Source organism: Pseudomonas sp. Leaf127, assembly GCF_001423155.1.
GTDB lineage: Bacteria > Pseudomonadota > Gammaproteobacteria > Pseudomonadales > Pseudomonadaceae > Aquipseudomonas > Aquipseudomonas ovata.
This window is the reverse complement of sequence record NZ_LMOA01000025.1, coordinates 229,573-251,243: the sequence shown is the minus strand read 5'-3', so window position 1 is coordinate 251,243 and position 21,671 is coordinate 229,573. Positions and strand designations below refer to the sequence as shown.

The 21,671-nt window shown below is 61.6% G+C and carries 20 protein-coding genes; 8 read left to right on the top strand and 12 right to left on the bottom strand.

Annotated elements, in window-relative coordinates; all coding sequences use genetic code 11:
* Positions 1-500: 500 nt before the first annotated feature.
* The 6 genes from msrQ to ASF84_RS27220 all read right to left on the bottom strand — a co-directional run bounded on the left by msrQ (position 501) and on the right by ASF84_RS27220 (position 6,509).
* Positions 501-1,103, bottom strand: coding sequence for a protein-methionine-sulfoxide reductase heme-binding subunit MsrQ (gene msrQ / locus ASF84_RS27245; protein WP_056842003.1), 603 nt, complete (start codon positions 1,101-1,103; stop codon positions 501-503).
* A complete protein-coding gene (gene msrP / locus ASF84_RS27240; protein WP_056842002.1) occupies positions 1,103-2,116 on the bottom strand; it encodes a protein-methionine-sulfoxide reductase catalytic subunit MsrP in 1,014 nt (337 codons plus the stop codon). Before msrP ends, msrQ begins: the two co-directional genes overlap by 1 nt.
* 63 nt (positions 2,117-2,179) lie before the next feature.
* The gene (gene pssA, locus ASF84_RS27235) at positions 2,180-3,028 is read right to left on the bottom strand and encodes a CDP-diacylglycerol--serine O-phosphatidyltransferase (protein ID WP_056842001.1); all 849 of its coding nucleotides are present in this window, start codon (positions 3,026-3,028) and stop codon (positions 2,180-2,182) included.
* A 200-nt stretch (positions 3,029-3,228) separates the two neighbouring features.
* The gene (ilvC, locus tag ASF84_RS27230) at positions 3,229-4,245 is read right to left on the bottom strand and encodes a ketol-acid reductoisomerase (RefSeq protein WP_056842000.1); all 1,017 of its coding nucleotides are present in this window, start codon (positions 4,243-4,245) and stop codon (positions 3,229-3,231) included.
* Between the two features lie 45 nt (positions 4,246-4,290).
* Positions 4,291-4,782 (bottom strand): acetolactate synthase small subunit, encoded by a 492-nt coding sequence (ilvN, locus tag ASF84_RS27225; RefSeq protein ID WP_025258538.1) that lies wholly within the window; start codon positions 4,780-4,782, stop codon positions 4,291-4,293.
* A 2-nt stretch (positions 4,783-4,784) separates the two neighbouring features.
* Positions 4,785-6,509: an acetolactate synthase 3 large subunit gene (locus tag ASF84_RS27220; RefSeq protein ID WP_056842024.1), complete on the bottom strand. Its 1,725-nt coding sequence runs from the start codon at positions 6,507-6,509 to the stop codon at positions 4,785-4,787.
* 399 nt (positions 6,510-6,908) lie between these two features.
* Here ASF84_RS27220 and ASF84_RS27215 point away from each other — a divergent pair, with 399 nt between their 5' ends.
* A complete protein-coding gene (locus ASF84_RS27215) occupies positions 6,909-7,337 on the top strand; it encodes a DUF4124 domain-containing protein (protein ID WP_056841999.1) in 429 nt (142 codons plus the stop codon).
* 34 nt (positions 7,338-7,371) lie between these two features.
* Here ASF84_RS27215 and ASF84_RS27210 read toward each other — a convergent pair whose 3' ends face one another.
* From ASF84_RS27210 to mrcB, 3 genes are read right to left on the bottom strand one after another with little or no spacing between them, the layout of a single operon-like run.
* Positions 7,372-7,701 (bottom strand): YqcC family protein, encoded by a 330-nt coding sequence (locus tag ASF84_RS27210; protein ID WP_056841998.1) that lies wholly within the window; start codon positions 7,699-7,701, stop codon positions 7,372-7,374.
* On the bottom strand, positions 7,701-8,453 hold the full coding sequence (locus ASF84_RS27205; protein WP_056841997.1) for a tetratricopeptide repeat protein: 753 nt from the start codon (positions 8,451-8,453) through the stop codon (positions 7,701-7,703). Before ASF84_RS27205 ends, ASF84_RS27210 begins: the two co-directional genes overlap by 1 nt.
* Before the next feature lie 16 nt (positions 8,454-8,469).
* Positions 8,470-10,791 carry a penicillin-binding protein 1B gene (gene mrcB, locus ASF84_RS27200; RefSeq protein WP_056841996.1) on the bottom strand — a complete coding sequence of 774 codons (2,322 nt, stop codon included), beginning with the start codon at positions 10,789-10,791 and terminating at the stop codon, positions 8,470-8,472.
* A 141-nt stretch (positions 10,792-10,932) separates the two neighbouring features.
* Between mrcB and ASF84_RS27195 the strand changes: the two genes are divergently transcribed.
* Positions 10,933-12,474: a bifunctional aminoglycoside phosphotransferase/ATP-binding protein gene (locus ASF84_RS27195; RefSeq protein ID WP_056841995.1), complete on the top strand. Its 1,542-nt coding sequence runs from the start codon at positions 10,933-10,935 to the stop codon at positions 12,472-12,474.
* Positions 12,475-12,567: 93 nt separating this feature from the next.
* Positions 12,568-12,912, top strand: a complete 345-nt coding sequence (locus tag ASF84_RS27190; protein WP_056841994.1) for a pentapeptide repeat-containing protein — start codon at positions 12,568-12,570, stop codon at positions 12,910-12,912.
* A gap of 300 nt (positions 12,913-13,212) precedes the next feature.
* On the opposite strand, the gene deoC is transcribed toward ASF84_RS27190, so the two are convergent.
* On the bottom strand, positions 13,213-13,977 hold the full coding sequence (deoC, locus tag ASF84_RS27185) for a deoxyribose-phosphate aldolase (RefSeq protein WP_056842023.1): 765 nt from the start codon (positions 13,975-13,977) through the stop codon (positions 13,213-13,215).
* A 225-nt stretch (positions 13,978-14,202) separates the two neighbouring features.
* Between deoC and ASF84_RS27180 the strand changes: the two genes are divergently transcribed.
* A complete protein-coding gene (locus ASF84_RS27180; protein ID WP_056841993.1) occupies positions 14,203-14,526 on the top strand; it encodes a Rieske (2Fe-2S) protein in 324 nt (107 codons plus the stop codon).
* 207 nt (positions 14,527-14,733) lie between these two features.
* Here ASF84_RS27180 and sfsA read toward each other — a convergent pair whose 3' ends face one another.
* Together sfsA and ASF84_RS27170 are read right to left on the bottom strand one after the other, a co-directional pair.
* Positions 14,734-15,459, bottom strand: coding sequence for a DNA/RNA nuclease SfsA (gene sfsA / locus ASF84_RS27175; protein WP_056841992.1), 726 nt, complete (start codon positions 15,457-15,459; stop codon positions 14,734-14,736).
* The gene (locus ASF84_RS27170) at positions 15,459-16,631 is read right to left on the bottom strand and encodes a pyridoxal phosphate-dependent aminotransferase (RefSeq protein WP_056841991.1); all 1,173 of its coding nucleotides are present in this window, start codon (positions 16,629-16,631) and stop codon (positions 15,459-15,461) included. The genes sfsA and ASF84_RS27170 overlap by 1 nt, the downstream gene beginning before the upstream one ends.
* Positions 16,632-16,973: 342 nt before the next feature.
* Here ASF84_RS27170 and dksA point away from each other — a divergent pair, with 342 nt between their 5' ends.
* From dksA to ASF84_RS27150, 4 genes are all read left to right on the top strand, one after another.
* Complete coding sequence (gene dksA / locus ASF84_RS27165; protein WP_056841990.1) at positions 16,974-17,411, top strand: RNA polymerase-binding protein DksA; 438 nt, start codon at positions 16,974-16,976, stop codon at positions 17,409-17,411.
* A gap of 80 nt (positions 17,412-17,491) precedes the next feature.
* Positions 17,492-18,388 carry a tRNA glutamyl-Q(34) synthetase GluQRS gene (gene gluQRS / locus ASF84_RS27160; RefSeq protein WP_056841989.1) on the top strand — a complete coding sequence of 299 codons (897 nt, stop codon included), beginning with the start codon at positions 17,492-17,494 and terminating at the stop codon, positions 18,386-18,388.
* A 147-nt stretch (positions 18,389-18,535) separates the two neighbouring features.
* Entirely contained in the window at positions 18,536-18,712 is a 177-nt protein-coding gene (locus tag ASF84_RS29335; protein ID WP_002552060.1) for a hypothetical protein, read from the top strand.
* A complete protein-coding gene (locus tag ASF84_RS27150) occupies positions 18,702-21,668 on the top strand; it encodes a sensor histidine kinase (RefSeq protein WP_056841988.1) in 2,967 nt (988 codons plus the stop codon). Before ASF84_RS29335 ends, ASF84_RS27150 begins: the two co-directional genes overlap by 11 nt.
* Positions 21,669-21,671: the final 3 nt, after the last annotated feature.

Sequence of the window (21,671 nt, the reverse complement as noted above, 5' to 3'; positions counted from 1 at the left end):
CACCGCAAGCACCCACACGAATTGCTTGATTCAATTGTTAAAGAGCGGTTGGTTGAGCTGTTCGCTTCAACCGAGGCGCGCATTCTACAGCGCCTGTGYAACATGTCAAGTGATTATTTTCGGAAGTTTTCAGAGCAACTCTGAARCCTTCATCACTTGCGTGCCGACTGATCTTTCGATCAACTCGTCAGCGGGAGGCGAATAATACAGCATTGAAACTTGCTGTCAACTACCTTTCTCACCGCCGTGGCCCGGAGACCAACACCACCCCCTCGCCGATTTCTTATCCAACTCATTGATATTCAAGGAGTTTTCAGTTTCTTCCGCGGCGGGAATGGTGCGCATTATAGAGCGCTGAGACAGGGCGTCAACACTTAATTTCAATAATNTATCCAACTCATTGATATTCAAGGAGTTTTCAGTTTCTTCCGCGGCGGGAATGGTGCGCATTATAGAGCGCTGAGACAGGGCGTCAACACTTAATTTCAAAATACTGTCACTTATCGCTTAGCCTTCAATAAACGCGGGATTCTCCGCGTTATAAAAGGCACACGCAGCAGTAACAGAAAAGCCCCCAGCCCTGCATAGATGGACCATTCCTCAAGATCGGCGCGGACAATCCACAACATATGCACCAGGCCCAGGATCAAGATGACGTAAATCAGTTGATGAAGCCTGCGCCAGCGGCGCCCGAGACGACGCTGACTGTAACGGTTGGATGTCACTGCCAGAGCCAGCAAGCCGATCAGCGCCAGCGCCCCGACAATAATGTAAGGCCGCTTCACCAGCTCGACGCCGAGCTGCCCCCAATCCAGCCCCAGGATAAATAGCGCATAAAGGCTGAGGTGCAGCAGTGCATAGGCAAAACACCACAATCCCAACTGCCGGCGCACGGCCATGCACCCCGCCCACCCGGTCAACCGCTGCAGCGGGGTGACGCTCAGGGTGATCAACAGCAGGATCAACGTGCCCAGCCCCAGCCGGTCCACCAACACCTTGCCCGGGTCCGGTCCCAAGGCAAAGCTCCAGGCCTGGTAAAGCCAGAAGACCGGAAACGCCAACGCCGCCAGAAAAACACTTGCCCGCCATAATCCGTAACGCATCAGTAGTCCTTGCGCAGATCCATACCGGCATACAAGGAAGCCACTTCCTCGGCATAGCCATTGAACATATCGGTCTGCCGTACATTGGGGCTGAATAACCCGCTGGGCAAACGCCGCTCCCGCGCCTGGCTCCAGCGCGGGTGATCGACCTGCGGATTGACGTTGGCATAGAAGCCATACTCACTGGCAGCAATGCTCTGCCAGGTGGTGCTCGGCTGCTCGCTGACCAGGCTGATACGCACAATGGACTTCACGCCTTTGAAGCCATACTTCCACGGCACCACAAGACGCAACGGCGCACCGTTCTGATTGGGCAGCTCGCGGCCATACATACCCACCGCCAGGATCGTCAGCGGGTGCATCGCCTCATCCAGCCGCAACCCCTCGACATAGGGCCAGTCGATCAACGCAAAACCGGAGCGCTGGCCCGGCATGGACTGCGGGTCCTGAAGGGTTTCAAAGCGGATATAACGGGCCTTGGAGGTCGGCTCGACCTGCTTGAGCAAATCAGCCAGCGGAAAGCCGATCCATGGAATCACCATCGACCAGGCCTCCACGCAGCGCAGCCGATAGATCCGCTCTTCCAGTTGATGAGGCTTGACGAAGTCTTCAAGGGCATAGCGCCCCGGCTTGCCCACCTCGCCATCGATAACCACGCTCCACGGCTCGGTCTTCAGCGAGCCGGCATTCTTGGCCGGGTCGCCCTTGTCAGTGCCGAACTCATAGAAGTTGTTGTAGTGGGTCGCGTCTTTATAAGGTGTGATGGCCTCATTCTTGACCGTCATGGCCTGCCAGCGGGTCGCGGCAAGTTTGTCAGCCAGCCAGGCCGGCGCCTTGCCCGGCTCCACATCAGCATATAAAGAAGGATCGGCCGCGTTCGCCCATTGTGGCAACGCAGCCATGGCGCCCACGGCCAACGAGCCGCCCAGCAGGGCACGGCGAGAAAGATAGAGGGATTCAGGTGTGACATCCGACTCGCGAGAGTCGGATGTCGAAGGAAGTTTGATCAGCATGATGACTCCACGGCTTCGGTGAAAGACTCACCCATCGACCCATGGAGTATGCAGAAAATCAGATCACTTGCGACGACGCAGACGCAGCAAATACTGAACAGGGCCTGAAAGCGCGTACGCCAGGAAAATCAGCAGCAGGATGCGCGGCGGATCGCTGAATACCACGGCAAACACCAGCACCACCGCCAGGATGGCCACAAAGGGCACGCGCCCCCGCAGATCCAGCTCCTTGAAGCTGTTGTACTTGATATTGCTGACCATCAGCATGCCCGCCGCCGCGACCAGCAAGGCCACCAGGAAGGATAATTTGGAGCCCTGGATACCGAAATCGCTGAACGCCCAGACCACACCGGCCACGACACCGGCCGCCGCCGGACTGGCAAGGCCGATGAAGTAGCGCTTGTCGGCCGTGCCTACCTGGGTATTGAAGCGCGCCAGGCGCAAGGCCGCGCCAGCCACATAGATGAAGGCAACCATCCAGCCGACCTTGCCCATGTCGCCCAGGGCCCAGCCGAATGCCAGCAAGGCCGGTGCCACGCCGAAAGCCACCATGTCCGACAGCGAGTCGTACTCGGCACCGAAAGCGCTTTGGGTGTTGGTCATGCGCGCCACTCGGCCGTCGAGGCCGTCGAGCACCATGGCAATGAAAATGGCGATGGCGGCGAAGGCAAAATACTTGCTCGCCCCTGCCGCATCGCCTGCGCTCATTGCGCTCTGGGCACTCATGGAACTGATGATGGAATAAAAGCCTGCGAACAGATTGGCCGTGGTGAACAGGTTTGGCAGCAGATAGATGCCACGGTGACGGACTTTGCGTCCTTCGGCATCATGCCCCTCTTCCACGTGCTCATCGATCGGTAGCAGGCTTTCGGCGTCGGAACCCTTGCGAGGCTCCTCAGGACGTTCGCTCATGAAAATTACCTTGCAGCAGTTTGAAAAAGTTGGACAGGTGTCTGCCCCGAGGGTTCGGCGGCAGACGATGCAGCTTTATACCAGATGCGCACGCCATTGACCTTCCAGCGCAGCCCATACGGCACAACCGAAGACACGTCCTACCCCCCATAACGAAAAAACGCGGCCAATGGGCCGCGTTTTTTCAAAGCACCGAGAACTTAGTTCTTGGATTTGTCGACGATCTTGTTCGCCGAGATCCAAGGCATCATCGAGCGCAGTTGCTCGCCGATGATTTCGATGCCGTGCGCAGCGTTGTTACGACGCTTGGCGGTCATCGATGGGTAGTTGGTCGCGCCTTCGCTGATGAACATCTTCGCGTACTCGCCGTCCTGGATGCGCTTGAGAGCGTTGCGCATGGCCTTGCGGGATTCTTCGTTGATGACTTCAGGACCGGTCACGTACTCGCCGTATTCGGCGTTGTTGGAGATCGAGTAGTTCATGTTGGCGATACCGCCTTCATACATGAGGTCAACGATCAGCTTCAGTTCGTGCAGGCACTCGAAGTAGGCCATTTCCGGCGCGTAGCCCGCTTCAACCAGGGTTTCGAAACCGGCTTTGACCAGCTCGACGGTACCGCCACACAGAACAGCCTGCTCACCGAACAGGTCGGTTTCGGTCTCGTCCTTGAACGTGGTTTCGATGATACCGGTACGGCCACCGCCCACGCCCGAAGCGTAAGACAGCGCAACGTTCTTGGCGTTGCCCGAGGCGTCCTGGTAGATCGCGATCAGGTCAGGAATACCGCCACCCTTGACGAACTCGGTACGCACGGTGTGGCCCGGGGCCTTTGGCGCGATCATGATCACGTCCAGGTCAGCGCGTGGCACGACCTGGTTGTAGTGGATCGAGAAACCATGGGAGAAGGCCAGGGTAGCGCCCTTCTTCAGGTTAGGCTCGACTTCGTCGCGGTACAGCTGGCCCTGGAACTCATCAGGAGTCAGGATCATGACCACGTCGGAAGCGGCAACGGCGGAAGCCACGTCAGTGACTTTCAGGCCGTGGGCCTCAGCCTTGGCGACAGTGGCCGAACCTTTGCGCAGGCCGATCGTGACGTCAACGCCGGAGTCCTTCAGGTTGCACGCCTGAGCGTGGCCCTGGGAGCCGTAGCCGATGATCGCGACTTTCTTGCCCTGGATGATCGAAAGGTCACAGTCTTTGTCGTAGAAAACTTTCATGGTAATCCCCTGTTATCTTGGCCTTCAGGCCAAATTGCAAATAGATCAGATGCTCAGCACTTTGTCGCCGCGGGCAATACCCGTTACGCCACTGCGAACTGTTTCCAGGATAGCGGCGGTGCCGATGGCCTGAATGAAGCTGTCCAGCTTGTCGCTGGTACCACTCAACTGCACGGTATAGACGCTGGCGGTGACGTCGACGATCTGCCCGCGGAAGATATCCGTGGTGCGCTTGATCTCGGCACGCTGCGCGCCGGTGGCCTTGACCTTGACCAGCATGAGCTCGCGCTCGATGTGCGCGCTCTCGGACAGGTCGACCAGCTTGACCACTTCAACCAGCTTGTTGAGGTTTTTGGTGATCTGCTCGATCACCTCATCATGCCCCACGGTGGTCAGCGTCAGACGCGACAGGGTCGGGTCCTCGGTCGGCGCCACGGTCAGGCTTTCGATGTTGTAGTTACGCTGCGAAAACAGGCCGACCACACGCGACAGTGCACCGGGTTCGTTTTCCAGCAACAGGGAAATGATGTGCCGCATGATTATGTCCGCTCCGTCTTGCTCAACCACATATCGCGCATCGAGCCATCCTTGATCTGCATCGGATAGACGTGCTCGCTCACGTCGACCTGGATGTCGACGAACACCAGGCGATCCTTCATGGCGAAGGCTTCTTCAAGCTTGGGCTTGAGATCCTTCAGATCGGTGACACGGATGCCAACGTGACCATAAGCCTCGACCAGCTTGACGAAGTCAGGCAGCGATTCGACGTAGGAATGCGAGTGACGGCCGCCGTAGCTCATGTCCTGCCACTGGCGAACCATGCCCAGCACACCGTTGTTGAGCAGGATGATCTTGACCGGCAAGCCATATTGCAGGCAGGTCGACAGCTCCTGGATGTTCATCTGGATACTGCCTTCGCCGGTCACGCACGCCACGTCGGCCTCCGGGAAGTTCAGCTTGACGCCCATGGCCGCCGGAAAACCGAAGCCCATGGTGCCCAGGCCACCGGAGTTGATCCAGCGGTTGGGCTTGTCAAAGCGGTAGTACTGCGCAGCGAACATCTGGTGCTGGCCCACATCGGAGGTGACATAGGCATCGCCCTTGGTCACTTCATGCAGGGTCTCGATCACTTTCTGCGGCTTGATGACCGAGCCATCGCCACGGTCGTACGGGAACAGGTCACCGCCGGCACGCCACGCTTCGATCTGCTTCCACCACGCGGCCACGGCCTCCTTGTCGGGAGCCTGACCGATTTCCTTGTAGGTGGCGACCATGTCGGTCAACACGCTCTCGACAGGTCCGACGATAGGCACATCGGCCTTGATGGTCTTGGAAATCGATGCCGGGTCGATGTCGATGTGGATGATCTTGGCGCCCGGGCAGAACTTGGCAGCGCCGTTGATGACGCGGTCATCGAAACGCGCGCCGACGGCCAGGATCACATCGGTGTGGTGCATCACGACGTTGGCGGTGTAGCTGCCGTGCATGCCAAGCATGCCGACGAACTGACGGTCAGTACCCGGGTAGCAACCCAGGCCCATCAGCGTGTTGGTCACCGGCGCGTTGAGCAGTTGGGCCAGCTCGGTCAGCGGCGCCGAGCCGTTGCCCATCACCACGCCACCCCCGGCGTAGATCACCGGACGCTTGGCGGCCAGCAGCATTTCGACAGCCTTGCGGATCTGGCCCGAGTGACCGCGCACGGCCGGGCTGTAGGAGCGCAGCTTGATCTTTTTCGGGTAAACGTATTCGAACTTCTCGGCCGGGTTGGTCATGTCCTTGGGCAGGTCGACGACCACAGGGCCCGGACGCCCGGACTGTGCCAGGTAGAAGGCTTTTTTCAGGACTTCCGGGATCTCGCTCGGGTGCTTGATCATGAAGCTGTGCTTCACGATCGGCCGGGAGATACCGATCATGTCGGTTTCCTGGAAGGCATCGGTGCCGACCAGCGTGCTTGGCACCTGACCGGAAATCACCACCATCGGGATCGAGTCCATGTAGGCGGTCGCGATACCGGTGATGGCGTTGGTTGCACCGGGACCCGAGGTCACCAGCACCACGCCTGCCTTGCCGGTTGCCCGCGCATAGCCGTCGGCCATGTGCGTTGCCGCCTGCTCGTGACGCACCAGAATGTGGCTGACCGCCGGCTCCTGGAACAACGCATCGTAGACGTGCAGGAGCGCGCCGCCGGGGTATCCATAAATATGCTTAACGCCTTCGTCACGCAGGAAGCGGACGACCATTTCAGCGCCAGATAAAAGCTCCACGTTGTTCACCTCTAAAACGCCAGAATACCGTCCATCGGTGGACGGGTCTTAATAGGTTTACTGCCAAGCAGAGCATGAGCGACGGTGGTCGCCGACTACGTCAGCACTGACTGAGCAAGTATTGGGATGTCCCTGAGTGTTGCGGAACGGTCCCACCCAGCGCGAGGTAACGCGTTGCGGGTGTTACAGGTCGACGCGGATGTGCGCCTCATGATCTACCGAGACGGTCTGCTTCTGGCAGTCCCCCTACAGCGAACTTTGAATTGTTGTGATTCGGCCCTCTCAAGTCAAGCAATCCGTACGCTTTCTTGTATGTTTCGCCAACACCGGGTCGCCATTGCAAGGTTCTGACGGCAATGTGATAGCTTTCGCGCAGCACAGTCATATCAAGGAAGCCGCATGCGCAGGATGATCCTTTCGGTCGCCTTGTCGATGACCATGGGCCTGAGCGCCCACGCCGCCCAGATCTACAAATGGGTCGACGCCCAGGGCGTCACGCACTTCGATGCCACGCCGCCAGCCGGCCAGCCGGCCAATCCCGTCGACCTTCAGCAACCGCCGCTGACGGGCTCTGTCGCCATGCCGACGGTGCCGGAAGCCGACGCACAGCAACGCGCCATTGATGACAAGGTCAAGAAAGAGATCAAGGTCAATGAAGCCAAGCGCAGTGCCATGTGTGAGGTGATGCGCACCAACCTGGCCCAGCTCAGGAACAACCCGCGCGTTCGCGAGCCGGTCGTGGGGGGCGGTTTCAAGCGCCTCAACGAAGATGAACGTCAGGTGCGCATCACCGAAGCCGAAAAGACGATCGCTGACTATTGCCGGTAAGCCCGCCTGCTGATGCAGGCGGACCGTGACTGGCTCAGCCGGCCTTGCCGATCAACTGATCGAAACGCTCCAGCAGGTTCAGCAGGTTGCGCGCCTGCTCCGGGCGTTCCACGTAGACCATCTCGGCCATTTCACGGATGCCGGAGGCCTTGGGCAAGGGCAGGTCCTGCTCAAGGATGACCTTCATTTTCGGCAGAAAGATCCATTGCAGCCACTGCTCGAACGTCAGGGTGTCGATGCAGAACGGCTCCTGGCTGGCCAGGGCCTTGGCGTCGGGCGGTGTACTGTCCCACCGCCCCCACTCGCGCAGCTCTCGCTCGATCAACAACAGATGGTCGGCCAACGCCGGCATACGCGCATCCATCAGAGGCTGACCCGGGCTTTCTGCCGCGCCTGGGCGGCACCGGCGGCATCACCCTGCTTCTCGCGCGACTGGGCGATCAGCTCCCACAGGCTGGCCTGCAGGCTGGGCCGACCGCTGGCGTAGGTCAGGGCGCGACGTGACAGTTGCTCGGCCTGGGACGCATCGCCCTGGGCCAGGCGCACCTGGGCCAGACGGTACAGCACCTGCGGCTCACGTGGTGCCACGCGCTGGGCGCGCTCCAGGCTTGAAGAGGCACCATTGAGGTCGCCACTGCCCTGTTGCTGCTGGGCGGTGGTCAGCAAGGCCAGCACCGGACCGTCCAGCTGCTCGTCGGCCGACAGCGCGCCGCGGTTGGCATTGGACGGAATCCCGGTCGGCGCCGAAGGCTGGCTGTAGCTGCTGGTGTTGAGCGGCGGCGCCTCGACCGGCGGCTGATAGGCCGGCGCGCTGCTGATCGGTGCCGAGTCGACACTGAACGGCGCCTGGCCGGCCGGAGCCGAGTAGGTCTGGATCCCGGCGGCGCCGGCGCCATTGGGCACCATCACTGTCACGCCGGAGTCGGCAGGCACGGCCTGGGGCTGCTGGACCGGCGCGGTATTGGTTCGGTAGCCGGTCGTGCGCGCCGCGTTGGCACGCTCGCTGTTGGAGACCCGGGAGCCGGAGTCAACGACCGGAATCGCACCTTGCGGAACACTGGCACACCCGCTGAGTACAGCCAGGGCGGTTACCGCTGGAATCCACCACTTATTCACATCAATCCCTCTTTGCTTAATTCAACCAGCCCTTGACCCAGTCCATGACGGACTCGTCAGAGGCGGGACCGCTGCCACAGGCTGCGCCCGGCACCGGTTCACTGCCGCGAATATACGGCATCTGCACGGCATTCGGGCAACTGGCATCGGAGCCCTGGCCGGTGCCGGCATCGACCCAGGCCCGGACCACGTTATCCGGCATGGCCATGTCCAGCGGCAAAGGCTCGGCCTTGCGCATGAAACTGGTCCAGACCTGCAAGGCACCGCTGGCACCGGTGAACGGGGTCGTGCCGTTGTCGTCACGCCCCATCCACACCACCGCCAGCACATCCTGGCTGAAGCCGGCGAACCAGCTGTCACGCGAGTCGTTACTGGTACCGGTCTTGCCGGCCAGGTTCAAGGTCTTGGGCAGTACGTTGTAAACCGACTGGCCCGTGCCTTCGCGCATCACCCGCTGCATGGCGTTCTGCACCAGATAGATCGCGCCCGGATCGAAACGCTGCTGGATCTGGAACGGATAACGCTTGAGCGGCTCGCCCTCGGCGGTCAGCACGCTGCGGATACCACGCATCGGCGTATTGAAGCCGCCACTGGCGATGGTCTGGTACATGGTCGCCACTTCAACCGGGCTCAACCCGCCGGCGCCGAGCAGCATCGACGGGTACTCGGGCCATTCGCGGCTGATGCCCAGCTTGTTGAGGGTCTTGAACACGTTCGGCACGCCCAGCTCCAGCCCCAGCTTGGCCGTCGACAGGTTGTAGGAATGCGCCAGCCCCTGGTATAGGAAGATATTGCCGTGCGCCTTGCGGTCGTAGTTCTGCGGTTTCCAGACCTGGCCATCGGCGCCCTTGACCTGGAACGGCTCGTCGGCCACCCAACTGGTCAAGGTGTACTTCTGTGGTTGCTCCAGGGCGGTCAGGTAGATCGCCGGCTTGACCAGCGAGCCGATCGGGCGCACCGCATCGATGGCGCGGTTGAAACCGGCAAAACCGGCCTTGCGGCTGCCCAGCAATGCCTGGACCTCACCGGTCTCGGGGTTGGTCACGACCATGGCCGCTTCCACCTCGTCGGCGCCCTTGCGCCCGGCCAGCCGCTTGAACGTCTCGTCCATGGCCGCCTGGGACTTCATCTGCAGGATCGGGTCGAAGCTGGTAAAGATCCGCAGCCCTTCCTCGGTCAAGTCTTCATCGCGGTAATCGTCACGCAACTGACGCTTGACCAGGTCCATGAAGGCCGGGAACGAGCTGTCGGCCAGGCTGCCGGTGCGGGTCACGCCCAGTGGCATCTTCTTGGCCGCCTCGACCTCCTCGACCGGTGCGACACCCTGCTGCGCCAGCAGGTCGAGCACCAGGTTGCGGCGCTCCATGGCGCGCTCGGGGTTGCGGCGCGGGTTGTAGTAGGACGGCCCGTTGACCAGCCCGACCAGCAACGCCACCTGATGCAGCTTGAGTTCCGACAGCGGCTGACTGAAGAAATACTGGCTGGCCAGACCAAAGCCGTGCACCGCACGCTGCCCGTCCTGCCCGACGAACACCTCGTTGAGGTAGGCCTCGAGGATCTCCTGCTTGCTGTAGTGCAGCTCCAGCAGCAGCGACATCATGGCCTCGGTCAGCTTGCGCGACAGGCTGCGCTCGCTGGTCAGGAAGAAGTTCTTCACCAACTGCTGGGTCAGGGTACTGCCGCCCTGGCGCATGCGCCCGGACGAGGCATTGACCCAGACTGCGCGGGCAATGGATTTGGGCGACACGCCGAAGTGGTGATAGAAATCGCGGTCTTCGACGGCAATCAGGGTGTCGAGCAGATAAGGCGGTGCCTGGTCGAGCTTGATCAGGATGCGGTCTTCGAGGTTCTTCGGGTACAGGCCGCCCACCAGCAGAGGCTCAAGCCGGGCCACGGCCAGCTTGCTGCCATTGGCCGACGCCAGGTCGGCGACGAAATCGCCCGAGAAGCGCACGCGAATCTGCTGGGCCGGGTCGGTGCCTTCATAAAACTGAAAGCCGCGCGTGTTCAGCTCGACAGTGTTGCCGTTCACGGCAGCAGCGCCTGGGCCGTTGGCCACGCTTTCGCGGCGATAGCCCAGGGCGTCGAGTTCGATCAGGAAGTCGTCGCGGCTCAGTTTCTGGCCCACGAACAGCTCCAGCGGCCGGGCATAGACCTTGGCCGGGATCATCCAGCGCTTGCCGGAAAACTTTTCCTGGACCTCGGCATCGAGGTAAATCGCAAAGCCGGCGACAATCACCACGCCGACGATACTGAGCTTCAGCGCCCAGCCCAGCAAGGTGCGAAGACGGCCGGAAGCGGGCTTTTTGGGGGTGCGGGGAGTACGGGATCGAGTCATGGGCGCGGATTATACGCAGTTTGCGTGGGTGTGTTGAGGTTCAAGCGCAGCCACGCGCCAGCGGTTTGCAGCATTATGCCAAGCAGCCATAATGGCCGGCCTGAGCCCTTTATTTTCCAAATCATTCATCAAGGATCGACCGTGAGCCAGTCTCTGATCGCAGCCCTGCAAAACCCTGCCCTCTACCCGCATGCGGTAGAAGGTTTCCAGGTTATCGAAACACATATTTCGTGGGTGCTGCTCACTGGCCCCTATGCCTACAAGATCAAGAAGCCGATGAACTTCGGCTTCCTGGATTTCACGGCCCTGTCGGCGCGCAAGCACTTCTGCCAGGAAGAGCTGCGTCTGAACCAGCGCCTGACCGAAGGCCTGTACCTTGAGGTCATCGCGTTGACCGGCTCGGCCGAAGCGCCGCAACTGGGCGGCGACGGCGAAGCCATCGAATACGCCCTGAAGATGCGCCAGTTCCCGCAAAGCGGCCTGCTCAGCACCCTGCAGGCCAACGGCGAACTGACCATCGGCCACATCGACGAACTGGCCAGCCAGATCGCCCATTTCCATTTGTCGGCCCCGAAAGTCGGTGCCGAAAACGAACTGGGCTCGCCTGACAGCGTCATGGCACCTGTGGCGCAGAACTTCGAGCAGATTCGCCCGTTTCTCAGCGAAAAAGCCGACCTGCAACAACTTGAAGCACTCAAGGACTGGGCAGAGTCGAGCTTTGAGCGGCTCAAACCGCTGTTGGTTCAACGCAAGGCCGACGGTTTCATTCGCGAATGCCACGGCGACATTCACCTGGGCAATGCCGCACAGATCGACGGCAAGGTCGTGTTGTTCGACTGCATCGAATTCAACGAGCCCTTCCGCATGACCGACGTCTATGCCGACATCGGCTTCCTGGCCATGGACCTTGAGGACCGCGGCCTCAAGACCCTGTCGCGCCGCCTGATCAGCCAGTACCTGGAACTGACCGGCGATTACCAGGGCCTGGAACTGTTCAATTTCTACAAGGCCTACCGGGCCATGGTGCGGGCCAAGATTGCCCTGTTCAGCATTCCGGCCGAGGCCGACGGCGTGCAGCGCGCCGCGTCCCTGCGCCAGTACCGCAACTACGCCAACCTGGCGGAAAGCTACAGCGCCATCCCTTCGCCGTTTTTGACCATTACCCACGGCGTGTCGGCTGTCGGCAAGAGCCAGGTCGCTCAACGCCTGGTGCAGTCGCTGGGCACTATTCGCCTGCGTTCGGACGTCGAACGCCAGCGCCTGTTCGCCGAAAGCAGCAACGAAGCGCGCTACGACGCTGCAGCCCATGAAGCCACCTATGCCCGCCTGCATGAACTGGCAGGCCAGGTGCTGCGCGCCGGCTTCTCAGTGGTGCTCGACGCCACTTACCTCAAGCACGCACAGCGCCAGGCAGCAGCCCATGTGGCGCAAACCTACGGCGTGCCGTTCCTGATCCTGGATTGCCAGGCTCCGCAGGCGGTTATCGAAGGCTGGTTGCAGCAACGCCAGGCCGAAAACAACGATCCGTCCGAAGCGACGCTGGACGTGCTCAACGCTCAACTCGCCAATCGCGAGCCGCTGAGCGCAGAAGAAACCCTGCTGAGCAAGACGATTCGTACCGACCTGAGTGACGACCTGAAGACCCTGATCGAAAACCTGCACCAGCGCCTGCCAGGGCTCTGAAAACAGAGAGGGGCCGTTAAGCGGGTAACGCTTCACGGCCCACAGTAGTGGCGATATAATGGCGCCATAAATCCAACAGCCTTGAGAATCGCCATGAGCCAGCCAAAGCAAATCGATTCACCGCTGTACATGCTACTGCGCAAGGACGATATCGAAGGCTTCAACCAGGAGAGGCCTTCCAAGGGCACCCTGGACATGCGCGGTGGCGACTTCCGGGGGCTGGACCTGCGTAACCTGGACACCGCCGGCATCGACTTCACCGACGCCTATTTCCGCTCGGCCGACCTGCGCGGGCTGGATCTGCGCAGCAATTCGCTTGAAGGTGCAAGCATCGCTCACGCGCAAATCTCCGGAACCTACTTTCCGCCGGAGCTGAGCGCCGACGAAATCCTCATGTCGGTCAATTTCGGTACTCGCCTGCGTTATCGCACACGCTGAAACCGGCAGTTGCAAACCTGCCTGCGCAATGCAGGCAGGTGACCGCGAGTCCCTTTCCCCCAAAAGTCTCTTCTCCAGCAGCACCCTTGCCGCTGCGGATCTTTGTACCCGTCGAAAGCGCCTGGAAAATCTCTGCAAAAAGAAGTGTTGACTTCTAAATGAGAATCGTTATGATTATCACAACTGGTCGCGAGACTGGTCGGTAACCTGAAAGACCTTGGTTCGGACTCTCAGATTATCTCCTCATCAGGCTAATCACGGTTTTTGACCCGGCTCTTTGCCGGGTCTTTTTTTGCCTGCTCAAAACTCATCGAAGCCCAGCAGCCCCAAGCGCGCCAACGCATCCCCCAACAGGCTCGAAGCACCCAGGCGAAACCGCTGTGGTGTGAGCCAGTTCGGCCCGAAACGCCCCCTGGCCAGCGTCAGGAAGGCCTGAGCGTCGGCCACCGTGCGCAACCCTCCGGCCACCTTGAGCCCCACCTGCCCGCCAATCTCGGCAATCGACTCCAGCATGATCCGCGCCGCCTGCGCAGTGGCCGGTGCGACCAGGCGCCCGGTGCAGGTCTTGAGAAAATCGGCGCCCGAAGCGATGGCGGCCCGCGAAGCGCTGCGAATCAGTTGCGGGTCGCGCAAATCGCCGGTTTCCAGCGTGACCGTCAGGGACGCACGGGACCCGCACTCGGCCTTGCACGCGGCCACCAGATTGGCACCGACCTGCACATCGCCCGCCAGCAAGGCGCGGAACGGGTAGACCACCTCCACCTCATCGGCCCCCGCCAGCAACACCGCCCGGGCCTGCTGCGCCGCCAGTTCGACATCGGGTCGGCCGGCCGGGAAGTTGACCAGGCCGATCACCCGCACATCCTGAGCCTGCAGACGATCAAGGGTGGTTCGCGCCAGACAGACGAAGTGCGGATAGACGCAGACCCCCGCCACTGGCCCGACCGGCGTCAGCGCGCTGCGGCACAGACTGACGATGCGCTGTTCGGTGTCTTCCTGGTTAAAGGCCAACAGCTCCAGCAGGCTGATGGCCTGGCGTGCTTGTGCCTCGTTGTCGACGTTCATTGCATGTGCCTCCACGGCGAAATCAGTGGACAGGACAATAAACCAGCGGCCGCCGTCAGAAGCCGGCATACCAGAATCAGGGAAATCGGCTACAAAAACTCAGGAAGTTTCCGAAGCTGTCCGCTTGATCACAGAGCGCCTGGCGCCGATATAACGCGAACCGCAACGAACGCCAAGGCATGCCAGAATGGCATTCAGAGAAATCAGATGTGTCGGTCAAGCCCCATGAAACTGCTGTGCCTTTCACACCCGCTCAAGGAAGCCCAAAGCCTGGGCTTCGAGGTCGACGGACAGGCGCTGTTCGCCATCCGCCGCGAGGGCAAGGCCTATGTGTACCGCAACCGCTGCCCACACCGGGGCATTGCCCTGAACTGGCAAGCCGACCGCTTCCTGGATGACAGCGCCAGCCTGATCCACTGCGCCCATCACGGCGCGCTGTTTCTGATCGAAAGCGGCGAATGCGTGGCCGGCCCCTGCGAAGGCCAGTCGCTCGACGCCGTGCGCTGCCTGGAGACTGCCGACGGCCTGTTCATCGACCTGGTGTCTTGATCTGGAAACAGTGAGAAGCCAGCCTTCGCGACCGTTGCCGCCCTTATCAAGCCTCAAATAACGTATTGATTTATTGGAGGTTAATTCACACCCGTAGGAGCGCGCTCTGCCCGCGACCGAGTGCGCAGCGCTCGCAGAAATTTATTAGACGCTGAAATTTTACGACTGCTGCGCAGCCGGTCGCGGGCAGAGCGCGCTCCTACGGGTTTATGCGGGCTCCACACCAGGCTCCAGCACCTGCAAGCGCCTGACCAGGCGCACCTCTTCAGCGTTGATGTCCACCCCATACGCCAGCACCTGAACCCCTGCCGCCACCGCATCACCCAAGGCTGCCGCATAGGCCGGGTCGATTTCCCTGGCCGGACGCACGGCGTCGATGCCTGAAAGGTTCACGCAATACAGTAAGGCGGCGCGCACCCCATCACGCGCCAGGGCGGCCAGTTCACGCAGATGCCGTGCGCCACGCTGGGTCACCGCATCCGGAAAGGCCGCCACGCAGGAGTCATCGAAGCCCAGCGTGACGCTCTTGACCTCCAGGTAAAGATCGCCGTCAGGGTACTGCAGACGAAAATCCACCCGGCTTTTCTCTACGCCATAAGGCACTTCGCGCTTGAGCGCGGTAAAGCCGTTGAGTTCATCGATGATGCCCGCGTGCAGCGCCTCCTCGACCAGCGCATTGGCCCGTCCCGTATTGATACAGGCCAGCCGCCCCTGCGGGGTTTCGCTGATCTCCCAAGTGCCGGGCAACTTGCGCTTGGGATCATTGGAGCGACTGAACCAGACCCGGCCGCCTGGCAACATGCAATTGAGCATCGAGCCGGTATTGGGGCAGTGGATGGTCAGGCGCTCGCCGGAGTCGGTTTCGATATCAGCCAGAAATCGCTTGTAACGCAGCAGCAGCCGACCGCTTTCCAGTGCAGGTGAAAAACGCATCAGCCTTGCCAGCCCTGCAAGCCACGGGCAATGCGTTCGACCGCCTGTTCCAGGCGCGGCAGGCTCTGGGTGTAGGAAAAGCGCACATGGTGACTGGCACCATGACGGCCAAAATCCAGCCCCGGCGTAAATGCCACATGCTCTTTTTCCAGGAAATAGCGGCAGAATGCGAAGGCATCATCGCCGAATGCGCTGATATCGGCATACAGGTAGAACGCCCCTTCAGGCTCCACGGCAATGCCGAAGCCCAACCCGCGCAACGCCGGCAACAGATAATCGCGGCGCTGCCGGAACGCTTCGCGGCGCTGTTCGAGAATGTCCAGCGTCGCGGGCTCGAAACATGCCAGCGCCGCGTACTGCGCCACGCTCGACGCGCTGATATAGAGGTTCTGCGCCAGCTTTTCCAATTCCCCCACCGCCGCCTGCGGCGCCACCAGCCAGCCCAGGCGCCAGCCGGTCATGCCGAAATATTTCGAAAAACTATTCAGCACGAAGGCGTCATCATCGACTTCCAGCACGCTGCTGGCGTCCACCCCGTAAGTCAGGCCGTGATAAATCTCGTCCACCACCAAGTGCCCGTCATGGGCCTTGAGCGCCGTCGACAGGGACGCCAGTTCGTCGCGACTGAGCAGCGTGCCGGTAGGATTGGCCGGCGAAGCCACCAAGGCACCGACACTGTCCTGATTCCAGTGTTTTTCCACCAGGGTTGCGGTCAACTGGTAACGCTCTTCGACGCCGACCGGCACCAGTTGCGCAGCGCCCTCGACCAGGCGCAAGAAGTGCCGGTTGCAGGGGTAGCCCGGGTCGGCCAGCAGCCAGTGTTTGCCCGCCTCCACCAGCAGACTGCTGGCCAGCAACAAGGCCCCCGAACCGCCCGGCGTCACCAGAATGCGCTGCGGGTCGATGTCCAGGCCATGGCGGGTGGCGTAGAAACCGGCAATGGCCTGGCGCAGCTCCGGCAGGCCACGGGCGGCGGTGTAACGGGTCTTGCCCGCTGCCAGCGCGGCCTGCCCGGCCTCGATGATCGGCTGCGCGGTACTGAAGTCCGGCTCGCCGATTTCCAGGTGAATGACATCATGACCTGCTGCCTGCAGTTCATTGGCCCGCTCCAGCAGGGCCATGACATGAAAGGGTTCGATGGCGCGGCTGCGCGCACTGTAGGGCTGGGCCATGATGTTCCTTCTCGGGGTCGACTGAAATACGCCGGCAGGCCAGGGCCGTCCGCACGTGTCGGCCATTCTACCCAAGGGCGGTCGATCACGCGGGCAAAGCGCTTTGAAACAACAAATAACCGGGCAAAAAACACACTACGACGCCTGACAATGACTAGAGTTCATCTATTGCAGGCGCATGTTAATGACCCGTTCACAGACCGGCGCCATGCTCGACAACCGGGAGTGGCGAACTGCGATTTGATCTGGTAAGTTCGCCGGCTTGCACCTGCAGGGCCGACGGGTGTCGGTGATGGAACATCCTGCGCAATAGATTAGAAAAGAGTGAGAGGCGGTCCATACATGCCCACCCCAGATAAGCAAAAGAATGTAATCAGCGGCCTCGAACCCTACAAGGCGACACCGGGTGAAGAGTACATGGGCGAGCCCATGCGCGCGCACTTCACCAAGATCCTGAACAAGTGGAAGCAGGACCTGATGGTGGAGGTCGACCGCACGGTAGACCACATGAAGGACGAAGCCGCCAACTTCCCTGACCCGGCCGACCGCGCCAGCCAGGAAGAAGAGTTCAGCCTGGAACTGCGCGCACGCGACCGTGAGCGCAAGTTGATCAAGAAGATCGACAAGACCCTGCAATTGATCATCGACGAAGAGTACGGCTGGTGCGAATCCTGCGGTGTCGAGATCGGTATTCGCCGCCTTGAAGCGCGCCCGACCGCCGACCTGTGCATCGACTGCAAGACCCTGGCAGAAATCAAGGAAAAGCAGGTCGGCAAGTAACCTCGCCGGCATGAACTTAAAAGACGCCTCGGCGTCTTTTTTGTTTTCCGGCCCGTGACAGGCCAGTAACATGGCGCCCCATGAAAACCCCTCCTTATATCGGGCGCTTTGCGCCAACGCCCAGTGGCTACCTGCACTTCGGCTCACTGGTCGCCGCCCTGGCCTCCTGCCTCGACGCTCGCGCCGCCGGCGGCCTGTGGCTGATGCGCATGGAAGACCTCGACCCGCCACGCGAAGTGGCCGGCGCCCAGGCGGCGATCCTGCAGACGCTGGAAACCTATGGTTTCGAATGGGACGGCGCCTGCGTACGGCAAAGCGAGCGGCACGAGGCCTACGAACAGATACTGCAACGCTGGTTCAATCATGGCCTGGCCTATGCCTGTACCTGCTCGCGCAAGCAACTCGAACCCTTCAACGGCATTTATCCGGGCCTGTGCCGCAACCTCGGGCATGCGCCCGAGGCCGGTGCCATTCGCCTGCGGGTTCCGGAAGTGGAGTATCACTTCACCGACCGGGTCCAGGGTCTGCAGCGCCAGCACCTGGGTCGTGAAGCCGGCGACTTTGTCATCCGCCGTCGCGATGGCCTGTATGCCTACCAACTGGCAGTGGTCATCGATGACGCCTGGCAGGGCGTAACCGACATTGTGCGCGGCGCCGACCTGCTCGACTCCACGCCCCGGCAGCTGTACCTGCAAGAATTGCTCGGCGTACCGCAGCCTCGCTACCTGCATGTACCGCTGATCACCCAGCCCGACGGCCACAAGCTGGGCAAGTCCTACCGTTCACCACCGCTGCCCGCCGACCAGGCCACGCCCTTGCTGCTGCGTGCCTTGCAGGCCCTGGGGCAACCCTTCGACACGCATCTGCGCTACGCCACGCCGCAAGAACTGCTGGGCCAGGCGGCGCGCCAGTGGGATGCCGAACGGATCCCCAAGGTGCCGGCCATTCCAGAGGCCACGCTGCAAAGCCTGCAATAGACCGGGCCAGAGCCCTCGCGGCATACTGCGCAAAACGTCGCTTGCAGGTTGCCGGGCATTGGTTAACATGCCGCACCTTACCCGCCCCATAAAAGGGCAGGTCACCCATTACCCTGCGACGCACTGTGCGGCACAACCGGAGGCAGCATGTATATCTATCGGCTGGTCCTGCTCCTGGTGGTGGGCATCTACCTGTTTTCGCCCGCCATCATGGATTGGTGGATCGACGCCACAGGCGCCTGGTACCGCCCCTACATGCTGTGGCTGATCCTCATCGTGGTGACGTTCATTCTGCAAAGCCAGCGAGACGCCGATGAGCTTTAGCCTGACTTACATGCTGCTGGTCAGCGCCGGTTACCTGCTGGTGCTGTTCGGCGTGGCCTGGATCAGCGAACGCGGGCTGATCCCGCGCTCGATCATTCGCCACCCGCTGACCTACACCCTGTCGTTGGGGGTCTACGCCAGTTCCTGGGCGTTCTACGGCACCATCGGCCTGGCCTATCAGTACGGCTACGGTTTCCTGTCCAGTTACCTGGGTGTTTCGGGCGCCTTCCTGCTGGCACCGGTGCTGCTCTACCCGATCCTGAAAATCACCCGCACTTATCAGCTGTCGTCGCTGGCCGACCTGTTCGCCTTTCGCTTTCGCAGCACCTGGGCCGGCGCATTGACCACCATCTTCATGCTGATCGGGGTCTTGCCACTGCTGGCCCTGCAGATCCAGGCAGTGGCCGACTCGATCGGCATCCTGACCGGCGAACCGGTGCGCAACCGGGTCGCCGTGGCCTTTTGCGCCCTGATCAGCCTGTTCACGATCTTCTTCGGCTCGCGGCACATCGCCACCCGCGAGAAACACCAGGGCCTGGTGTTCGCCATCGCCTTCGAGTCGATCATCAAGCTGGTGGCCCTGGGCGGCCTGGGCATCTATGCCCTTTACAACGTCTTTGGTGGCCCGTCGCAACTGGAAGTCTGGCTGCTGCAGAACCAGACCGCCCTGGCCTCGCTGCACACCCCGCTGCAGGAGGGCCCGTGGCGCACGCTGCTGCTGGTGTTCTTCGCCTCGGCCATCGTGATGCCGCACATGTATCACATGACCTTCACCGAGAACCTCAACCCGCGCTCGCTGGTCAGCGCCAGCTGGGGCCTGCCGCTGTACCTGCTGCTGATCAGCCTGGCGGTGCCGCTGATCCTGTGGGCGGGCCTGAAGCTGGGGGCGCGCACCAGCCCGGAGTATTTCACCCTCGGCATCGGCATGGCCGTGCAAAGCAAGTCCCTGGCCCTGCTGGCCTATATCGGCGGCCTGTCGGCGGCCAGCGGCCTGATCATCGTCACCACCCTGGCGCTGTCGGGCATGGCCCTGAACCACCTGGTGCTGCCGCTGTACCAGCCGCCCGCCGAAGGCAATATCTACCGCTGGCTGAAATGGACCCGCCGCGGCCTGATCATTGCCATCATCGCCGCCGGCTACTGCTTCTACCTGATGCTCGGCGCCCAGCAAGACCTGGCCAACATGGGCATCGTCGCCTTTGTCGCCACCCTGCAATTTCTGCCGGGGGTGCTGTCGGTGCTGTACTGGCCGACCGCCAACCGGCGCGGCTTCATGGCCGGGTTGCTGGCCGGCATCACGGTCTGGCTCTTCAGCATGCTGTTACCGCTGCTGGGTAAGCTCGATGGCTTTTATTTCTCGATGCTGAACATGACCTATGTGCTGGACGACACCAGCTGGCACATGGCAGCCATCGCCTCGCTGGCGGCCAACGTGCTGCTGTTCACCCTGGTGTCGCTGTTTACCAACGCCAGCCCTGAAGAAGTCAGCGCCGCCGAAGCCTGCGCGGTGGACAACGTGCGTCGCCCGCAACGCCGCGAACTGTTTGCCGCCTCACCGCAGGAATTCGCCACCCAACTGGCCAAGCCGCTGGGCGCCAAGGCCGCGCAAAAGGAGGTCGAGCAGGCCCTGCGCGACCTCTACCTGCCTTTCGACGAGCGCCGCCCCTATGCCCTGCGCCGCCTGCGTGACCGTATCGAGGCCAACCTGTCCGGCCTGATGGGCCCCAGCGTCGCCCAGGACATGGTCGAGACCTTCCTGCCATACAAGTCCGGCAACGAAAAATACGTCACTGAAGACATCCATTTCATCGAGAGCCGGCTCGAGGATTACCACTCGCGCCTGACCGGCCTGGCGGCCGAACTCGATGCACTGCGTCGCTACCACCGGCAAACCCTGCAAGAGCTGCCGATGGGCGTGTGCTCGCTGGCCAAGGATCAGGAAATCCTGATGTGGAACCGCGCCATGGAAGAGCTGACCGCCATTCCCGCCCAGCATGTGATCGGCTCACGCCTGATCACCATTGTCGAGCCCTGGAAAAGCCTGCTGCGCGATTTCATCCACGAGCCCGATGAACACCTGCACAAACAGAAGCTGCAACTGGACGGCCAGACGCGCTGGCTCAACCTGCACAAGGCCGCCATCGACGAGCCGCTGGCGCCGGGCAACAGCGGCCTGGTGCTGCTGGTCGAGGACCTGACCGAAACGCAGATGCTCGAAGACAAGCTGGTGCACTCCGAGCGCCTGGCCAGTATCGGCCGCCTCGCCGCCGGCGTGGCCCACGAGATCGGCAACCCGATCACCGGCATCGCCTGCCTGGCGCAGAACCTGCGCGAAGAACGTGAAGAAGACCCGGAACTGGCCGAAATCAGCAGCCAGATCGTCGAACAGACCAAGCGCGTCTCGCGCATCGTGCAATCGTTGATGAGCTTCGCCCATGCCGGCGCCCATCAGCACAGCGACGAGCCGGTGTGCCTGGCCGAGGTGGCGCAGGATGCCATCGGTCTGCTGGCCCTGAACCGGCGCAACTTCGAAGTGCAGTTCTACAACCTGTGCGACCCGACCCACTGGGTCGATGGCGACCCGCAGCGCCTGGCCCAGGTGTTGATCAACCTGCTCTCCAACGCCCGCGACGCCTCGTCCCCCGGCAGCGCCGTGCGGGTCAAGAGCGAGGCGTCCGAACATACCGTGGACCTGATCGTCGAAGATGAAGGCAGTGGTATTCCCAAGGCAATCATGGACCGATTGTTCGAACCCTTCTTCACCACCAAGGATCCGGGTGAGGGAACCGGACTGGGCCTTGCTCTGGTCTATTCCATCGTTGAAGAGCATTATGGACAAATCACCATCGACAGCCCGGCCGATCCCGAACGGCAACGCGGCACCCGTATCCGGGTGACCTTACCGCGTAATGTCGACGCGACGTCCGCCGTGAACCGAGACCGTCGAGAGAACTGAATC